Origin of the sequence: Mycobacterium heckeshornense, assembly GCF_016592155.1 — a bacterium.
In the GTDB taxonomy this organism is placed as follows: domain Bacteria; phylum Actinomycetota; class Actinomycetes; order Mycobacteriales; family Mycobacteriaceae; genus Mycobacterium; species Mycobacterium heckeshornense.
Genome location: NZ_AP024237.1, coordinates 981,436 through 995,853, shown reverse-complemented (window position 1 = coordinate 995,853; position 14,418 = coordinate 981,436). Strand labels below are relative to the sequence as shown.

The 14,418-nt window shown below is 67.8% G+C and carries 19 protein-coding genes and 1 riboswitch; of the genes, 8 read left to right on the top strand and 11 right to left on the bottom strand.

What is annotated here, in order from left to right; all coding sequences use genetic code 11:
• Window positions 1-71: 71 nt before the first annotated feature.
• Window positions 72-851 (top strand): septation protein SepH, encoded by a 780-nt coding sequence (gene sepH / locus MHEC_RS04825; protein ID WP_201399428.1) that lies wholly within the window; start codon window positions 72-74, stop codon window positions 849-851.
• On the opposite strand, the gene MHEC_RS04820 is transcribed toward sepH, so the two are convergent.
• From MHEC_RS04820 to MHEC_RS04810, 3 genes are read right to left on the bottom strand one after another with little or no spacing between them, the layout of a single operon-like run.
• Entirely contained in the window at window positions 848-1,126 is a 279-nt protein-coding gene (locus MHEC_RS04820) for a DUF2537 domain-containing protein (RefSeq protein WP_003922755.1), read from the bottom strand. The genes sepH and MHEC_RS04820 overlap by 4 nt on opposite strands.
• Window positions 1,123-1,959 carry a TrmH family RNA methyltransferase gene (locus MHEC_RS04815; protein WP_201399427.1) on the bottom strand — a complete coding sequence of 279 codons (837 nt, stop codon included), beginning with the start codon at window positions 1,957-1,959 and terminating at the stop codon, window positions 1,123-1,125. Before MHEC_RS04815 ends, MHEC_RS04820 begins: the two co-directional genes overlap by 4 nt.
• Window positions 1,956-2,387 (bottom strand): Rv0880 family HTH-type transcriptional regulator, encoded by a 432-nt coding sequence (locus MHEC_RS04810; RefSeq protein WP_003922753.1) that lies wholly within the window; start codon window positions 2,385-2,387, stop codon window positions 1,956-1,958. The genes MHEC_RS04815 and MHEC_RS04810 overlap by 4 nt, the downstream gene beginning before the upstream one ends.
• Before the next feature lie 87 nt (window positions 2,388-2,474).
• Here MHEC_RS04810 and MHEC_RS04805 point away from each other — a divergent pair, with 87 nt between their 5' ends.
• Both MHEC_RS04805 and MHEC_RS04800 read left to right on the top strand, forming a co-directional pair.
• Complete coding sequence (locus tag MHEC_RS04805; RefSeq protein WP_174893195.1) at window positions 2,475-2,738, top strand: DUF2530 domain-containing protein; 264 nt, start codon at window positions 2,475-2,477, stop codon at window positions 2,736-2,738.
• A 22-nt stretch (window positions 2,739-2,760) separates the two neighbouring features.
• Window positions 2,761-3,216, top strand: coding sequence for an SRPBCC family protein (locus MHEC_RS04800; protein ID WP_085194654.1), 456 nt, complete (start codon window positions 2,761-2,763; stop codon window positions 3,214-3,216).
• Here MHEC_RS04800 and MHEC_RS04795 read toward each other — a convergent pair.
• Entirely contained in the window at window positions 3,213-3,992 is a 780-nt protein-coding gene (locus tag MHEC_RS04795) for a DUF3027 domain-containing protein (RefSeq protein WP_201399424.1), read from the bottom strand. The genes MHEC_RS04800 and MHEC_RS04795 overlap by 4 nt on opposite strands.
• A gap of 78 nt (window positions 3,993-4,070) precedes the next feature.
• Between MHEC_RS04795 and MHEC_RS04790 the strand changes: the two genes are divergently transcribed.
• A complete protein-coding gene (locus MHEC_RS04790; protein WP_372507387.1) occupies window positions 4,071-5,780 on the top strand; it encodes an MFS transporter in 1,710 nt (569 codons plus the stop codon).
• Window positions 5,781-5,952: 172 nt separating this feature from the next.
• On the opposite strand, the gene MHEC_RS04785 is transcribed toward MHEC_RS04790, so the two are convergent.
• The 3 genes from MHEC_RS04785 to MHEC_RS04775 all read right to left on the bottom strand — a co-directional run bounded on the left by MHEC_RS04785 (window position 5,953) and on the right by MHEC_RS04775 (window position 9,406).
• Window positions 5,953-6,963: a glutathione S-transferase family protein gene (locus tag MHEC_RS04785; protein WP_048890025.1), complete on the bottom strand. Its 1,011-nt coding sequence runs from the start codon at window positions 6,961-6,963 to the stop codon at window positions 5,953-5,955.
• A gap of 3 nt (window positions 6,964-6,966) precedes the next feature.
• A complete protein-coding gene (locus tag MHEC_RS04780) occupies window positions 6,967-8,904 on the bottom strand; it encodes an acyl-CoA dehydrogenase family protein (RefSeq protein WP_048890026.1) in 1,938 nt (645 codons plus the stop codon).
• Between the two features lie 94 nt (window positions 8,905-8,998).
• Window positions 8,999-9,406 (bottom strand): cold-shock protein, encoded by a 408-nt coding sequence (locus tag MHEC_RS04775; RefSeq protein WP_003922744.1) that lies wholly within the window; start codon window positions 9,404-9,406, stop codon window positions 8,999-9,001.
• A gap of 157 nt (window positions 9,407-9,563) precedes the next feature.
• Here MHEC_RS04775 and MHEC_RS04770 point away from each other — a divergent pair, with 157 nt between their 5' ends.
• The 4 genes from MHEC_RS04770 (at window position 9,564) to MHEC_RS04755 (ending at window position 12,721) form a co-directional block, all read left to right on the top strand.
• Complete coding sequence (locus tag MHEC_RS04770) at window positions 9,564-9,968, top strand: YccF domain-containing protein (protein ID WP_048890027.1); 405 nt, start codon at window positions 9,564-9,566, stop codon at window positions 9,966-9,968.
• Complete coding sequence (moaA, locus tag MHEC_RS04765; RefSeq protein ID WP_048890168.1) at window positions 9,965-11,044, top strand: GTP 3',8-cyclase MoaA; 1,080 nt, start codon at window positions 9,965-9,967, stop codon at window positions 11,042-11,044. Before MHEC_RS04770 ends, moaA begins: the two co-directional genes overlap by 4 nt.
• Before the next feature lie 4 nt (window positions 11,045-11,048).
• A complete protein-coding gene (locus MHEC_RS04760; RefSeq protein WP_048890028.1) occupies window positions 11,049-11,321 on the top strand; it encodes a MoaD/ThiS family protein in 273 nt (90 codons plus the stop codon).
• Window positions 11,322-11,532: 211 nt separating this feature from the next.
• A riboswitch (cyclic di-AMP (ydaO/yuaA leader) is annotated at window positions 11,533-11,749 on the top strand.
• Between the two features lie 9 nt (window positions 11,750-11,758).
• A complete protein-coding gene (locus MHEC_RS04755) occupies window positions 11,759-12,721 on the top strand; it encodes a transglycosylase family protein (protein WP_048890029.1) in 963 nt (320 codons plus the stop codon).
• Between the two features lie 3 nt (window positions 12,722-12,724).
• Here the strand turns inward: MHEC_RS04755 and MHEC_RS04750 are convergent, their stop codons facing one another.
• The 4 genes from MHEC_RS04750 to MHEC_RS04735 form a co-directional block, all read right to left on the bottom strand.
• Complete coding sequence (locus tag MHEC_RS04750) at window positions 12,725-13,150, bottom strand: molybdenum cofactor biosynthesis protein MoaE (RefSeq protein WP_048890030.1); 426 nt, start codon at window positions 13,148-13,150, stop codon at window positions 12,725-12,727.
• 66 nt (window positions 13,151-13,216) lie between these two features.
• Window positions 13,217-13,699 carry a MogA/MoaB family molybdenum cofactor biosynthesis protein gene (locus MHEC_RS04745; RefSeq protein WP_048890031.1) on the bottom strand — a complete coding sequence of 161 codons (483 nt, stop codon included), beginning with the start codon at window positions 13,697-13,699 and terminating at the stop codon, window positions 13,217-13,219.
• Complete coding sequence (gene moaC / locus MHEC_RS04740) at window positions 13,699-14,184, bottom strand: cyclic pyranopterin monophosphate synthase MoaC (RefSeq protein WP_048890032.1); 486 nt, start codon at window positions 14,182-14,184, stop codon at window positions 13,699-13,701. Before moaC ends, MHEC_RS04745 begins: the two co-directional genes overlap by 1 nt.
• 21 nt (window positions 14,185-14,205) lie before the next feature.
• The gene (locus MHEC_RS04735) at window positions 14,206-14,406 is read right to left on the bottom strand and encodes a hypothetical protein (RefSeq protein WP_048890033.1); all 201 of its coding nucleotides are present in this window, start codon (window positions 14,404-14,406) and stop codon (window positions 14,206-14,208) included.
• Window positions 14,407-14,418 lie beyond the last annotated feature (12 nt).

Below are 14,418 nucleotides of genomic sequence, written 5' to 3'. Positions count from 1 at the left end.
TCAGCTGCATTAGAGTGCGCAGCTGACAGGCCCGTCGCGCTGGTATGCCAAGAGCCTGCGAGGAGGTCGACATGCGGGAACTCACGGTCCTTGGGCTCGATGTCGACGGCAAACACATTATCTGCGAGGCTCTTAACAGCAACGGGGACTCCGGCGACAGGTTCAAGCTGCTCGTCGACGATCGGCTGCGGGCGGCGGTACGCGGCGACGGGGCGCGGCTGGGGCCAACCAGGATGGACATCGAGGTCGGCAACATGCTCAGCCCCAAAGAGATTCAGTCCCGGATTCGCGCGGGCGCATCCGTCGAGCAGGTGGCCGCGGCGACCGGCGCCGAGATCGCCCGGATCCAGCGGTTCGCCCACCCGGTGCTGTTGGAACGGGCCCGGGCCGCCGAGCTGGCAACCACGGCGCATCCCGTGCTCGCCGACGGTCCCGCGGTGGCGACACTGCGGGAGACGGTCAGCGCCGCGTTGGCCGCGCGTGGGCTCGACCCCGACAGCACCAGTTGGGACGCGTGGCGCAGCGACGACGGCCGCTGGACGGTACAGCTGGCCTGGAAGGCCGGCCGCTCCGATAATGTCGCTCACTTCCGGTTCTCGCCCGGTGCCCACGGCGGAACGGTGACCGCCATCGACGACGCCGCCAGCGAGCTGATCGATCCGGATTTCGACCGTCCACTGCGCCCGGTGGCGGCGGTGGCCCAACTCGATTTCGACGATCCCGCGCCGCCGCCGGAGAAACCCGCTGCCCCGGAACGCCAACGCCAGCCGGCACGCGCTCGGCGCGGCAAGCCACCGGTTCCCGCGTGGGAGGACGTGTTGCTGGGCGTGCGCTCCGGCGGAAACCGCTAGGCCCGACCCAGCGCCGCCAGCGTGAGCAGCGCCACCCAGGCGCACGACACACCGACGGCCGCGCCCAGCACAAACCAGCGCAGCACCGGAGTATGGCGCCAGCCCCACAACGTCGGCGCCAGCCCGCCGGCCGCAACAATGTTCAGCCCGACGGCCAACACCGGGTGAACCCGGACCAGCCCGAGGGTCAGCACCACGACCGCGACACCGGTTACCGCCGCGACGAATCCGGCGACCGTCAAACCCGTTGCCCAGGGCGTGGATTCGTCGGTCACGGCGCGAGCCTAGCGCGTTCGTAGAAGGCGAGCGCGGCCGCGGTGGCGACGTTGAGTGAGTCGGTGCCGCGGGACATCGGGATGCGCACCCGCAGGTCGCAGCCGCGCATCGCTTTTTCGCTCAGGCCGGCGCCCTCGGCTCCCACCAGGATGGCGACTTGCTGGTCGCACAGCTGCGCCATCGCTGCGGGCAACGGCTGGGCGTGTTCGTTGGGAGTCATGGCCAGCAAGCGAAAGCCGTGTTCGCGCAGCATCTTTAGCTCGGCCGGCCAGTCGGTGGCGCGGGCGTATGGCACCAGGAGCGCGTGACCCATGGATACCCGTACCGCGCGACGGTAGAGCGGATCGGCGCAGCCGCTGCCGAAGACCACGGCGTCGACGCCAAGCCCGGCCGCGTTGCGGAAGATCGAGCCCAGGTTTTCGTGGTCGTTCACTCCTTCGAGCACCGCGACCGTGCGGGCCTCGTCGATAACTTGTGCGACGTCTGGCTCCGGTACCCGGCGCGCCGCGGCCAGCACGCCACGATTGAGATGGAAGCCGACCACCCGGGCCATCACCTCGGCGGACACCCGGTAGTACGGCGCTGCCACCCCGGCCAGGTCGGCCTGGAGTTCGGCGAGCCGGCGGTCGGTGCCGAGCAGGGCCAGCGGCGTGAACCGGGATGCCAGCATGCGCCGCACCACCAGGACGCCCTCGGCGATCACCAGCCCCTTGCCGCTCGGCAGATCGGGACGGCGGTCCACGCTGTTGAGGTCGCGGAAGTCGTCGACGCGCGGGTCGTCGGGATCAGTGACATCCACTACGTCGATGGCCGCGAAGCGGCTGGCGCTCACGGACTTTCGTCGACCAGCGCCAACATCAGGTCGGCCGCCGTGCGTAGCGTGTCACGCTCGGCGCTGCCCAGCGACGCGAGCCGCTGCGCGAGCCACTCCCTGCTGGCGCGACGTTCCGACTCCAACAGGTCCACGCCGGCAGCAGACACCGACACCAGCACCTGGCGGCCGTCGACCGGGTGTGCGGTGCGCTCCACGAAACCCAGCTCGGCGAGCGAGGCGATCACCCGGGTCATCGACGGCGGCCGGACGCGTTCTCGTTCGGCCAGCGCGCCCGGTGTCATCGGGCCTTCTTTGTCCAGCGTGGCCAGCGCCGACAGTTGTGACAGCGACACCGGCGACTGCGGACGCCGAAACCGCAATTGGCGCGCCAGCCGCATGACCGCCAACGACAAATCGCTAGCCAGCCGCGTATCGCTGTCTATCACAGCGCGAAGGTTACGACAGGTAGTGAACGCTTAGCATCGTCTACGCCGAATCCTGCCCCGGTCACCCGCACCGGTATGTTGAACGCGATGTCTCGCCAGGGTCTCGAACCGCCGCCGCTTCCCCCTGGGTTGCTTGAAGTGTGGCCGGTGATCGGCGTGGGCGCGCTGGGGTGGCTGACCGCGACGATCGCGGCCTTCGTGGTGCCCGCCCTCGAGACGTGGCGGCCGGTGACGGTAGCAGGGTTGGCCACCGGGCTCCTCGGCACGGGTATCTTCCTGTGGCAGCGCGACGCCGTGCGCCGTGGGGCACGGGGCGCGCAAACCGGCCTGGAACATCACCGGCCGCAGTGATCAGCCAACCGAGGAGAACCCGATGGCAGCGCCGTTGTTGCAAGCCCAAGTCGACATCAAGGCACCCGCCGCCAAGGTGTGGAAGCTGATATCCGATTTGCGCCGTATGCCGCAGTGGAGCCCGCAGTGCCGATGGATGAGACCACTCGGTCCAGTGCGTCCGGGTACCCGCACGCTCAACTTCAACCGACGCGACAAGCTGTTCTGGCCCACCACGTGCACGCTCACCGAAGTCATCCCGGAAAAGAAGCTGGCGTTCCGCGTCAACGCCAACGGCACCATCTGGAGCTACGAGCTCGAGCCGACGAACGAGGGAACAAGGGTGATCGAGAGCCGGCACGCCGAGAACGGCGTCAAGCCCATCTCGACCATGACGGTCAAGGCGTTGTTCGGCGGCGTGGACAGTTTCGAACGTGAGCTTCTCGACGGTATGAACACGTCGCTGGCCAACATCAAGGCCGCGGCCGAGAGCGGCTAGCCGTCTGCCGGTGTCTCGGTGATGTCGAGCACCCCGTCGTCGTACGGGTCATACATCGGCGTGCCGCCGCCCGCGGGAGCTGGGGTGTCGGAGTGCGCGCCGCAGCCGTACTCGGCGTCCACGACATGCCCGTCGGCAGACATCTCGTTGCCGCAGACCCCGAACATCCTGCCCAGCGAACCGGCCAACGGCAGGTAGAAGCCGCAGTCGCGGCACACCCGTTTGGTGGAGCGCGCCATCGGCGAGTTGGGACCGTACTCGCCGTCGTGCCAGCGTTGGGCCGCTTGCGCGCGACCCCAAGCACTCATCACGCGCCGGCGCCCCAGGCCGAGTTCGACGGCGACTTCGTCGACCTGCGGGTCACCGGTGGCGGCGTAGCCGGGCACCAGTCGCGGGTCGTCGGGTGGCGCTGCCAGCAGGTCACCGGGTCCCAGGTCTCCGGGCCTGATCCGCTGGTCCCAGGGCACCCATTCGGGTGCCAGCAGCGCGGTCGGGCCAGGAACCAGGACCACTTCACTGATCGTCGCGTGATCGGCGCCCGGATACGCGGCCACCACGACCGCCCACTGCCATCCCCGATAGCCGGGCAGATGCGCCAAGAACCGGTGGGTCGCGGCGGCGGGATCTTCGTAGCTGACGCCGAGATAGTCACCCACCGATTCCGGACCGCTGAACTCCTCGATCGCGGCGCGGGCCTGGTCGACCGCGCCGGTGAGAAGCGCGGCCACCTCTTGGGACCACTCGGTGATTGCGGCTTCTTCGGTGCGTGCGGTCACGCTGTCCATTGTCCCCGATGCCCGCGCGTCGGGAGGACGACCAGCCACACCGATCGGTTGCACGCCCGCACCCTGGGCATGAGCCAGAATTGGTGTGTGTCTGGGCGTCGGCGTGATCACACCGGCGTTGGCCGCGCGGCTGCTCCTGGCCGTCGGCCCGGTTCCCGACCGGTCGGCGAGCATCCCGGCATGGCCAACTATCCCGCCGACGACGCCGGCGATCGGCGGCTGCACCGTCCGCCGCCGATGCCCAGCGCCAACCGCTACCTGCCGCCACTGCTGCACCGCGATCCGGAAACGCGCGGCGGTCCCGCACCGCCCCGCGGCACGCCGCCCGGTGAACGGGTTACCGTTACGCGGGCCGCGGCACAGCGCAGCCGCGAAATGGGTTCGCGGATGTATTGGCTCGTGCAACGCGCCGCCACCGCGGACGGCGCCGACAAATCCGGGCTGACCGCGCTCACGTGGCCGGTAGTGGCGAACTTCGCGGTCGATTCCGCGATGGCCGTCGCACTTGCCAACACCTTGTTCTTCGCGGCGGCCACGGGCGAGAGCAAAGCCCGGGTTGCGCTGTACCTGCTGATCACTATCGCGCCGTTCGCCGTTGTCGCGCCGCTGATCGGCCCGGCGCTGGATCGGCTGCAGCACGGTCGCCGGGTCGCGCTCGCGCTGTCGTTCGTGCTGCGCACGGCGCTGGCGGTGCTGCTGATCATGAACTACGACAGCGCCACCGGCAGCTTCCCGCCGTGGGTGCTGTACCCTTCGGCGCTGGCCATGATGGTGCTGTCGAAGTCATTCAGTGTCTTGCGCAGCGCGGTGACGCCGCGGGTGATGCCGCCCACCATCGACCTGGTGCGCGTGAATTCCCGGTTGACGGTGTTCGGTCTGCTCGGCGGCACCATTGTGGGAGGGGGCATCGCAAGCGGGATCGAGTTTTTATTCACCCACCTATTCGGCTTGCCGGGCGCATTGTTCTTCATCGTCGCGGTCACCGTAACGGGTGCCTGGTTGTCGATGCGGATTCCGCGCTGGGTCGAGGTGACCACCGGTGAGGTTCCCACCACGTTGAGCTATCGCGTCCGCGCCGGCCAAGGGCGCCGAAGCTGGGCCCAGGAGGTCAAGAGAGCCAGCGGTGCACTGCGACAACCGTTGGGCCGCAACATAATTACTGCATTGTGGGGGAACTGCACGATCAAGGTGATGGTGGGTTTCCTGTTTTTGTACCCGGCGTTCGTCGCCAAGGCGCATGAAGCCAGCGCGTGGGTGCAGGTGGGCATGCTCGGCCTGATCGGCGCCGCGGCCGGGCTCGGAAACTTCGCCGGCAACTTCGCCAGCGCGCGTCTGCAGTTGGGCAGGCCCGCCGCACTCGTGGTGCGCTGCACCGTGGCGGTTGCTGCTGCGGCGCTGGCGGCAGCGGTGGCCGGCAACCTGTTAATGGCCGCGATTGCCACCCTGATCACCTCTGGCGCTAGCGCGATCGGGAAGGCGTCGCTGGACGCCTCGCTGCAGGACGATCTGCCCGAGGAGTCGCGGGCCTCGGCGTTCGGGCGATCGGAGTCCACCCTGCAGCTGGCGTGGGTGCTGGGCGGCGCGCTGGGTGTGATGGTATACACCGAACTGTGGGTCGGTTTCACCGCGGTGACCGCGCTGTTGATCCTCGGCCTGGCGCAAACTGTCGTCAGCTACCACGGTGATTCGCTCATCCCGGGCTTCGGAGGCAATCGGCCCGTCATGGTCGAGCAGGAAGGTGGGCGCCGCGGGCCCGACCCGGCGGTGGCGTGGGACTGACGCACCGTGCCGCACTGCTGACGGTTGTCGCGGTGCCGGCCGTCACGTCAACGACGGTCAGACACCGCACACGCAGGGCGTGCTGCAGGTCACCGCGCGAGATCCGGTGCAGTGTGGCCGGTTGCCAGCGCGATCGGGCGGGCGTCTTAGCGGCTGCTGCGGGCGTGCGAAGCTAGCCGCCCGCACCATGACCGGCGGGCACTCGCTCGGCCTCAACCGGCGGCCCGGGCGGCGTCCCATCACCAAATGGCCTGCCGCCCAGAGCTTCCCGGCCATGCGGCGTCAGCCAGCTGGCCAGCTGCGGGCCCTTCGGCACGATGCCGGTGGGGTTGATGTCGCGGTGCACGACGTAGTAGTGCCGTTTGATTTGGACAAAGTCGACGGTGTCGCCGAAGCCTGGCGTCTGAAACAGGTCACGCGCATAAGCCCACAGCACCGGCAGCTCGGTGAGTTTTTGGCGATTGCATTTGAAATGTCCGTGATAGACCGCGTCGAAGCGCACCAGCGTGGTGAACAGCCGTACGTCGGCTTCGGTGATGGTGTCGCCCACCAGATAACGCTGACCGGACAGCCGCTCAGTTAACCAATCCAGTGCGCTGAACAACCTGTCATAGGCCGCTTCGTAGGCCTGCTGCGAACCGGCGAACCCGCACCGGTACACCCCGTTGTTGATCTCGGTGTAGACCCGCTTGTTCACCTCGTCGATCTCGGTCCGCAAGGGCTCGGGATAGAGCCGCGGCGCGCCATCGCGGTGATATGCGGCCCACTCGGTGGAGAAGTCCAGTGTGATTTGTGCGAAATCGTTGGTGACGACGGCTCCGCTGGGTATATCGACGATCGCCGGGACGGTAATGCCCTTCGGATAGTCGGGGAAGCGTTTGAGGTAGGCATCACGCAGCCGCGGGATCTTGAGCACGGGGTCGACGCCGCCGGGATCAAGATCGAAAGTCCAGCTGCGCTCGTCGTGGATAGGGCTGCAAAACCCAATGGAGACAACAGGTTCGAGTCCGAGCAAACGTCGCACAATGATCGCGCGGTTGGCCCATGGGCATGCCCGGGCGACGATGAGTCGATACCGACCGGGTTCGACCGGGTACCCGTCGCGTCCGTCGGCGGTGATGCGGGTGCCGATGTAGTCGGTGTCGCGGGTGAACTCACCGGCTTCGGCGACGTAGGAGCTCACGCTTCAGCTCTGCGGTACCGCCAGAATCCGGCGCGCCACGTTGGCCTGGGTAGACGCGCCCGGCTCCCAGGAAGCGATCCACGGTCCGGTGCCCTCGGATTGGTCCAGGATCCCTTCCTCCAGCCAGATATAGCGGCCCTCGAGGACGTTGCTTGCCAGTGCGATATCGGTGCTGTCGGTGTTGGCCCATAACGCGTCGAGCAAGGCGTCCACCCGAAGCGTGGCCTGCCGGCAAAACGCGTCGGCCAGTTCGTAGGCCCGTTCGCCTTGGGCCGGATCGGCGACCCGTTGGGCCTCCGCCCGCACGCACGCTGCCGACATGGCGAACAGCTCGGCGCCGATGTCCACAATGCGCCCGAGGAAACCCTGCTTTTGCTCTAATTCGGCTTGCCAGCGCGCCATTCCATAGAACGTGTTGCGGGCCAGCTTGCGCGCGCAGCGTTCGACGAACCGCAGATGTGTCGCCAGCCTGCCGAATTCGCGATAGCTTGTGGGCAGCTGCCCTTCGCCGAAAACCAGCTGCGGCAGCCACTTTGCATAAAATCCGCTGGCGCCGGCCGCCGCCTTGGCTTTCTGCCGGAAATCGGCTTTGGGGTTGGCGAGATCACCTGCGGCGGTCAGGTGGGCGTCGACTGCTTCGCGAGCGATGAGCAACCGCATGATCTCGCTGGATCCTTCGAAGATGCGGTTGATCCGCAGATCGCGCACCGCCTGCTCCACCGGCACCGCACGTTCCCCCCGTGCGGCCAGCGACTCGGCTGTCTCGTAGCCGCGACCACCGCGTATCTGCACCAGCTCGTCGGCGATCACGCAGGCCATCTCGCTGGACCACAATTTAGCCAGCGCCGCCTCGATGCGGATGTCGTTGCGGCCTTCGTCGGCCATCTGACCCGAGAGCTCGAGCACCGCCTCGAGCGCGTAGCAGGTGGCGGCGATGAACGAGATCTTGCTGGCGACCGCGGCATGCTTGCCGATCGGCTTGCCCCACTGCACCCGTTCGCGGGACCATTCCCGGGCGATTTTCAGCGACCACTTCGCCGAGCCGGTCGCCATCGCGGGTATGGACAGCCGGCCGGCGTTGAGCGTGGTCAGCGCGATCTTGAGTCCGTCGCCCTCGCGGCCGATCAGGTTTTCCCGGGGGACTCGGACTTTGTGCAGCCTGGTCACACCGTTTTCGATGCCGCGCAATCCCATGAATTTGTTGCGCCGCTCCACGGTGATGCCGGGTGAATCGGCCTCAACGACGAAGGCGCTGATGCCGCCCCGGTGTCCGTCGCTCTTGGGCACCCGGGCCATGACCACCAGCAGGTCGGCAACCGTGCCGTTGGTGGTCCACAGCTTGACCCCGTCGAGTTCGTAGGCCTGCCCGTCGTCAATCGGTATCGCGGTCGACGCCAGCCGCGCCGGGTCCGAGCCGACGTCCGGTTCGGTGAGCAGAAACGCCGAGATTGCCCCGGCGGCGCATCGCGGCAAGAACCTGCGCTTCTGTTCCTCGGTCCCGGCAAGCTTGAGTGGTTCGGGGACCCCGATCGACTGATGCGCCGAAAGCAGTGCGCCGAGACTGGGGTGGACGGTCGCGACCATCATCAGCGCGCGGTTGTAGGCGACCTGCGACATGTTCAACCCGCCGTACTCCGACGGGATTTTCATGCCGAAACATCCCAGTTCAGCAAGGCCTTTCACGTACTCGTCGGGAATCTGGGAATCACGCTCGATGACACTGCCGTCAACATTTCGGAGAAATTCGCGCAGCTTGCCCAGGAACTCCTCGGTGCGTGCGGTCTCGCCGTCAGATGGCCGGGGAAACGGGTGAATCAACTCCAGCGGGAACCGGCCGAGGAACAGCTCCTTAGCGAATGATGGTTTCTCCCATCCGGCTTCGCGGGATTCTTCGGCTACCGCCCTGGCCTGCTCTTCGGTGACCTGCGCTTGCTGAACCATCGGACGCCCTCTCGTTTGTTACCCCAGAGTAGCTCGCAAGTTACTCCAGAGTAGCCCGAACCGGCGTCGCTAAACCCAACTCCGGCGCAGCAAACTACGCGTCGAGCTCGCGGGCGACCGCCTTGACCACCTCGGAGACCCGCCGGGCCGTCTTACGGTCGGGGTAGCGGCCCTTGCGCAACTCGGGCTGGATCGTACTTTCCAGCAAGGTGATCATGTCCTCGACCATGCCGTGCAGTTCGTCGGGACTGTGCTTGTGCTCGGCGGCCCCCTCGCGGCGCGCCCGGGCCAAGCTGGGCGGCGGATCAATTATCTTGAGGCTCAACGCCTGCGGGCCGCGGCGACCGGTGGCCACACCGAATTCGACGCGCTGTCCCGCCTTGAGGCCTTCAACCCCCTCGGGCAAGGCCGAGGAGCGGACATAGACGTCTTCGCCGTCTTCCTGCGACAAGAAGCCGAACCCTTTTGCGGCGTCGTACCACTTCACCTTGCCAGTCGGCACTGGTCTCACCTGCTTGTCTGACCGGTCAAACTACGATGGGCTGCAGAAGGAAGCGCCCCGCTTGTGCAGGACGCGATTGATTGCTGATCCTACTCGGATGCCGGCCCTACGAGCACCCCTGTTTCCTGGGTAGGCTGGCGGTACCGGTGGAGGAGATATGCGCCTGGTCCTAAACGTCATCTGGTTGATCTTTGGTGGCCTCTGGCTGGCTTTGGGGTACCTGCTGGCTGCGCTGGTGTGCTTCCTTCTGATCATCACCATCCCGTTCGGATTCGCGGCGCTGCGCATCGCGTCCTTTGCGCTGTGGCCATTCGGGCGCACCATTGTCGAGAAGCCGGGAGCGGGGACCGGCGCGCTGATCGGCAACGTCATCTGGGTGGTGCTGTTCGGGCTGTGGCTGGCGATCGGGCATGTGGTGAGCGCCGCGGCGATGGCCGTCACAATCATCGGAATCCCGTTGGCGCTGGCCAATCTCAAGCTGATCCCGGTGTCGCTGGTACCGCTGGGCAAAGAGATCGTGCCGGTCGGCGCGACAACCCACGCGGAGTGGGTGCGCGCGTGACGCTGACCGCGCTGGGACTGCCGACGCTACGCCGCCGGCCTGACAGCGCTGTCATGGCCGGCGATGCGCCGACTGCCGGCCCACTGGTGGACCGCTATGGCCGGATCGCCACCGATCTGCGGGTGTCGCTGACGGACCGGTGCAACTTGCGCTGCACTTACTGCATGCCGGCCGAGGGCTTGGACTGGCTGCCCACCGATCAGCTGCTTCGACCGGACGAGCTGATACGACTGCTGCGCATCGCTGTCACCCGGCTGGGCATCACCAGCGTGCGCTTCACGGGCGGGGAGCCGCTGTTAGCCCGGCACCTCGAAGAGGTGGTGGCCGCCGCGGCGCGTTTGCGGCCCCGGCCTGAGATTGCGCTGACCACCAACGGCCTGGGATTGGCGCGGCGGGCCACAGCGCTCGCCGAAGCCGGCCTGGACCGGGTCAACGTGTCACTGGACACCGTCGACCGCGCCCGCTTCGCCGCGATCGCCCGCCGCGATCGGCTCCCCGATGTGCTGGCCGGCCTGGCCGCCGCGAAGGCCGCCGGGCTGGAGCCGATCAAAGTCAACGCCGTGCTGGATCCGGCGACCGGTCGCGAGGATGTCGTCGAGCTGTTGCGGTTCTGCCTCGAGCACGGCTACCAGCTACGGGTCATCGAGCAGATGCCGCTGGATGCGGGGCACCAGTGGCGCCGGGGGGCCGCGCTCACCGCCGACGACGTGCTCGCGGCGCTGCGCCCGTATTTCCGCTTGCGGCCCGACCCGGCGCCCCGCGGCTCGGCCCCCGCCGAGCTTTGGCTGGTCGAGGACGCATCTGGACACGCCGGAAAGGTCGGGGTGATCGCCTCGGTGTCACACGCCTTTTGCTCGGCCTGTGATCGCACCCGGTTGACCGCTGATGGCCAGATCCGCAGCTGTCTGTTCGCCACCGAGGAGACCGACCTTCGCACCCTGCTGCGCGTTGGCGCCGACGACGACGCGATTGAAGCGGCCTGGCGTGCCGCAATGTGGGGCAAGCCGGCCGGACATGGCATCAACGACCCGGGCTTCATCCAGCCGGACCGTCCGATGAGCGCGATCGGTGGCTGAACCCATGGCCTGCGAGGAGCCCGGCGAAGTCCGGGTCACTGTCCGCTATTTCGCGGCGGCACGAGCGGCCGCCGGCGCCGACTCGGAAACGGTTTCCGTGCGGCCCGGTGCCACCGTGGCCGACCTGGTCGACTGCTTGGCCACCAAGAACGCGCGGCTGGCGAAGGTGCTGAGCCGCTGCTCCTATCTGTCCGACGGTATCGCCGTGCGCGACACGCACACCGCACTTCGCTCCGGGGAGACGATCGACGTGCTGCCCCCCTTTGCCGGCGGTTGACCCTGTGATTTCCCTCACATAACGGATGGATCACGGCGCGGTTACGGACTGATCTCAACATTGCTGGCCTGCGTTAACGCTGCGCTTTCCTGGCGTTTTGCGCGACGCCGTAGGGCGAAACGCCGGTGTGGACGCAGAAATGACTGAATCGCTTTGAGCCGCTACCGTTCTGCGCGGGCCTGCCAAGGCATACCAAGGGGGCGGGCCCGCTCCGCCTACAGCGCCGAACTCCATCCGGTGGGCGGGGATCTCGACAACGCGGCGGATGGAGGCGGGGGACCCACCGGTCCGCCCGGATCGGACGTGGAGCCGTTCGCGGCTCCTCGGGGTGAAGCCACGTCGTTTCCCCACGGATGACGACGGCGGCCGGGCAACCTCTCCAGCCCGAACCCGACAGCTGACCTCGCGGGCGCCTACAGGGAGGACTTCACCGGCGTATGAGTGGACGGCATCGTAAGCCCACGACATCGAGCGTCAGCGTCGCGAAAATCGCATTTACCGGAGCCGTTATCGGCGGCGGCAGCGTGGCTTTGGCGGGCCACGCGGCCGCGGCAACCGACAGCGAGTGGGATCGCGTCGCCCGCTGCGAGTCCGGCGGCAACTGGTCGATCAACACCGGCAACGGCTATCAGGGCGGCCTGCAGTTCACCCAGGGAACCTGGGCCGCCCACGGTGGGGGCCAGTACGCCCCCTCGGCGAACCTCGCCACCCGGGAGCAGCAGATCGCCGTGGCTGAGCGGGTGCTTGCCACTCAGGGCCGGGGGGCCTGGCCGGCATGCGGTGGTGGACTTTCGGGGCCAACGCCACGCAGCGTCGTCGCCGAGCCCGCACCGATGGAGCCGCCGGCCGACGAACCAGCCGAACCGCCGGCCGACGAACCCGCTGCACCGGTTGAGTTGGCCGCCGACGACCAGCCAGCTCCCCCGACGGAACCCGTCGCGTTCAATGCGCCCGAGCCGGTCGACGAACCCATGGCGGGTGCAGAGCCAGTCGAGGCCGAGGCACCAGCCGAACAACCGGTGCCGGCGCCCGCGCCGGCCGTCGAGCCGACGATCGATGCGGCTGCCCCCGGCGACGCGCCGGAAGTGCACGAGGCGCAGGCTGTCTCGTACTGGGCCGTCACCCCGGCCCCGGCCGACCCGGCGCCCGGGCCGGCGCTTCCGATTGATCCGGCCGCTGCAGGCTCGGCGGTGCACGACCTGCAGGTGCCGCCGCAGCTTGCGCCCATGCTCGACCCGGCGAATATGCCCAACACGAGCGGGCTGCCGGCGACGGCGCCGCAGAACATCGATCCCGGCTTTCTCAAAGACCTGTGGCAGGCCATCCAGGCGCAGGGCATCAACGGCAACAGTGCCCTGGCCGCGCTGGCACAGCAACCTCAGGCGCTCCCGGCCCAGTAGAGCTCAGGCTGAACCGACCCATTCGTCGGTGCCGTCGGCGAAAAACTGGTGCTTCCACACCGGCAGCCGCGCCTTGATGGCGTCGACGAGGTGAGCGCAGGTGTCGAATGCCGCGCGGCGATGGTCGGCGGCCACCGCGGCCACCAACGCCACTTCACCGATGTGCAGCACGCCGACCCGGTGACTGGCGGCGATCGCGCGCACCCCGCGGCACTGCTCGGCGACCTCACTTAGCACCTCGGATAACACCTGCTGGGCCGACGGATGCGCGGAATACTCCAGCCGCAGCACCTGCCGGTCGCCGTCGTGGTCACGGATCATGCCGACAAAACCCACCACCGCGCCCGCAGCTTGATGGCTGACCAATTCCTCGTGTTCGGCCAAAACGATCGGCTCTTCAGTGAGGGCCGCGCGCACTACTTTCGCCATCACTCCTCGATCCCGGCTCCACCGGCATCATCGTCGTCGGCGCACGCCATCAGCGCCACTCCTCGATCAGCCCGGATGATCTTTGCCAGCAAGTTGGTCCAGGGCGTGGTCGAGCACGTCGGCGAGCACCCCGAGACCATCGCGCACTCCCCCGGGCGAGCCGGGCAGGTTGACGATCAGGGTACGGCCGGCCACACCGCATAGCCCCCGCGACAGCACCGAGGTGGGCACTTGAGGTAGCCCCGAGCGCCGGATCGCATCGGCCAGTCCGGGCACCTCGTAGTCGAGCACCGCCGCCGTCTGCGCCGGAGTGTCGTCGCTCGGCGAGATCCCGGTGCCTCCGGAGGTGATGATCAGGTCGACGCCCTCGGCGACCGCGTCGCGCAGCGCCTGCCCAACCGGATCCCCGTCGGGAACCACTCGCGGCTGCACATCTGAAAAGCCTCGCCGTTCAAGCCATTCAGCGATGATCGGGCCACACCGGTCGTGATACACGCCGGCGGATGCCCGGGTGGACGCGATAATGACTCGCGCGGACCGCTCCCCCATCAACGCACCCAAGTACCGCTGCGGCCGCCGTCCTTGCGAAGCACACGGACATCATCGATGCGCGCGGCCGGATCCACCGCTTTGATCATGTCGTAGAGCGTGAGCGCAGCGACGCTGACGGCGGTCAGCGCCTCCATCTCCACTCCGGTGCGGTCGGTGCTGCGCACCGTCGCGGTGATTTCGATGTCGGATGTCCCCACGCTGAAATCGACATCGACACCGGTCAGCGCAAGCTGATGACACAACGGAATCAGTTCACTGGTGCGCTTGGCGGCCAGAATGCCCGCCACCCGCGCGGTCGCCAACGCGTCACCCTTGGGCAGCCCGCCCGAGGAGATGAGCGCCACCACGTCGGCCGAGGTCCGCAACGCTCCCGCGGCCACCGCGGTGCGCTTCGTGGCACCCTTTTCGGTGACGTCGACCATGCGCGCCGCGCCACGGTCGTCGACGTGCGAAAGCGGGCCTGTGCCCGACGCTGCTGCCATCTCGGACCCCGCCGTCACCAGCTATCGGTTAACGACGGTGACCGGGTGGACGTAGGGCAGGTCGTCCGGAGGCAGCGGGAATTGCACGTCCCCGAACGGGGACAACGCGCCCGTGCGGTCGGTGCGCAATTCGCTGACCGCATGGTCGTCCGGATTGGTCGTCGGCCAGCCGTTGTCGACGTAGCGAGCCTTGCGCCCCTTGTTCTCAGCGATGTCAGCCACGCATCCATTCTG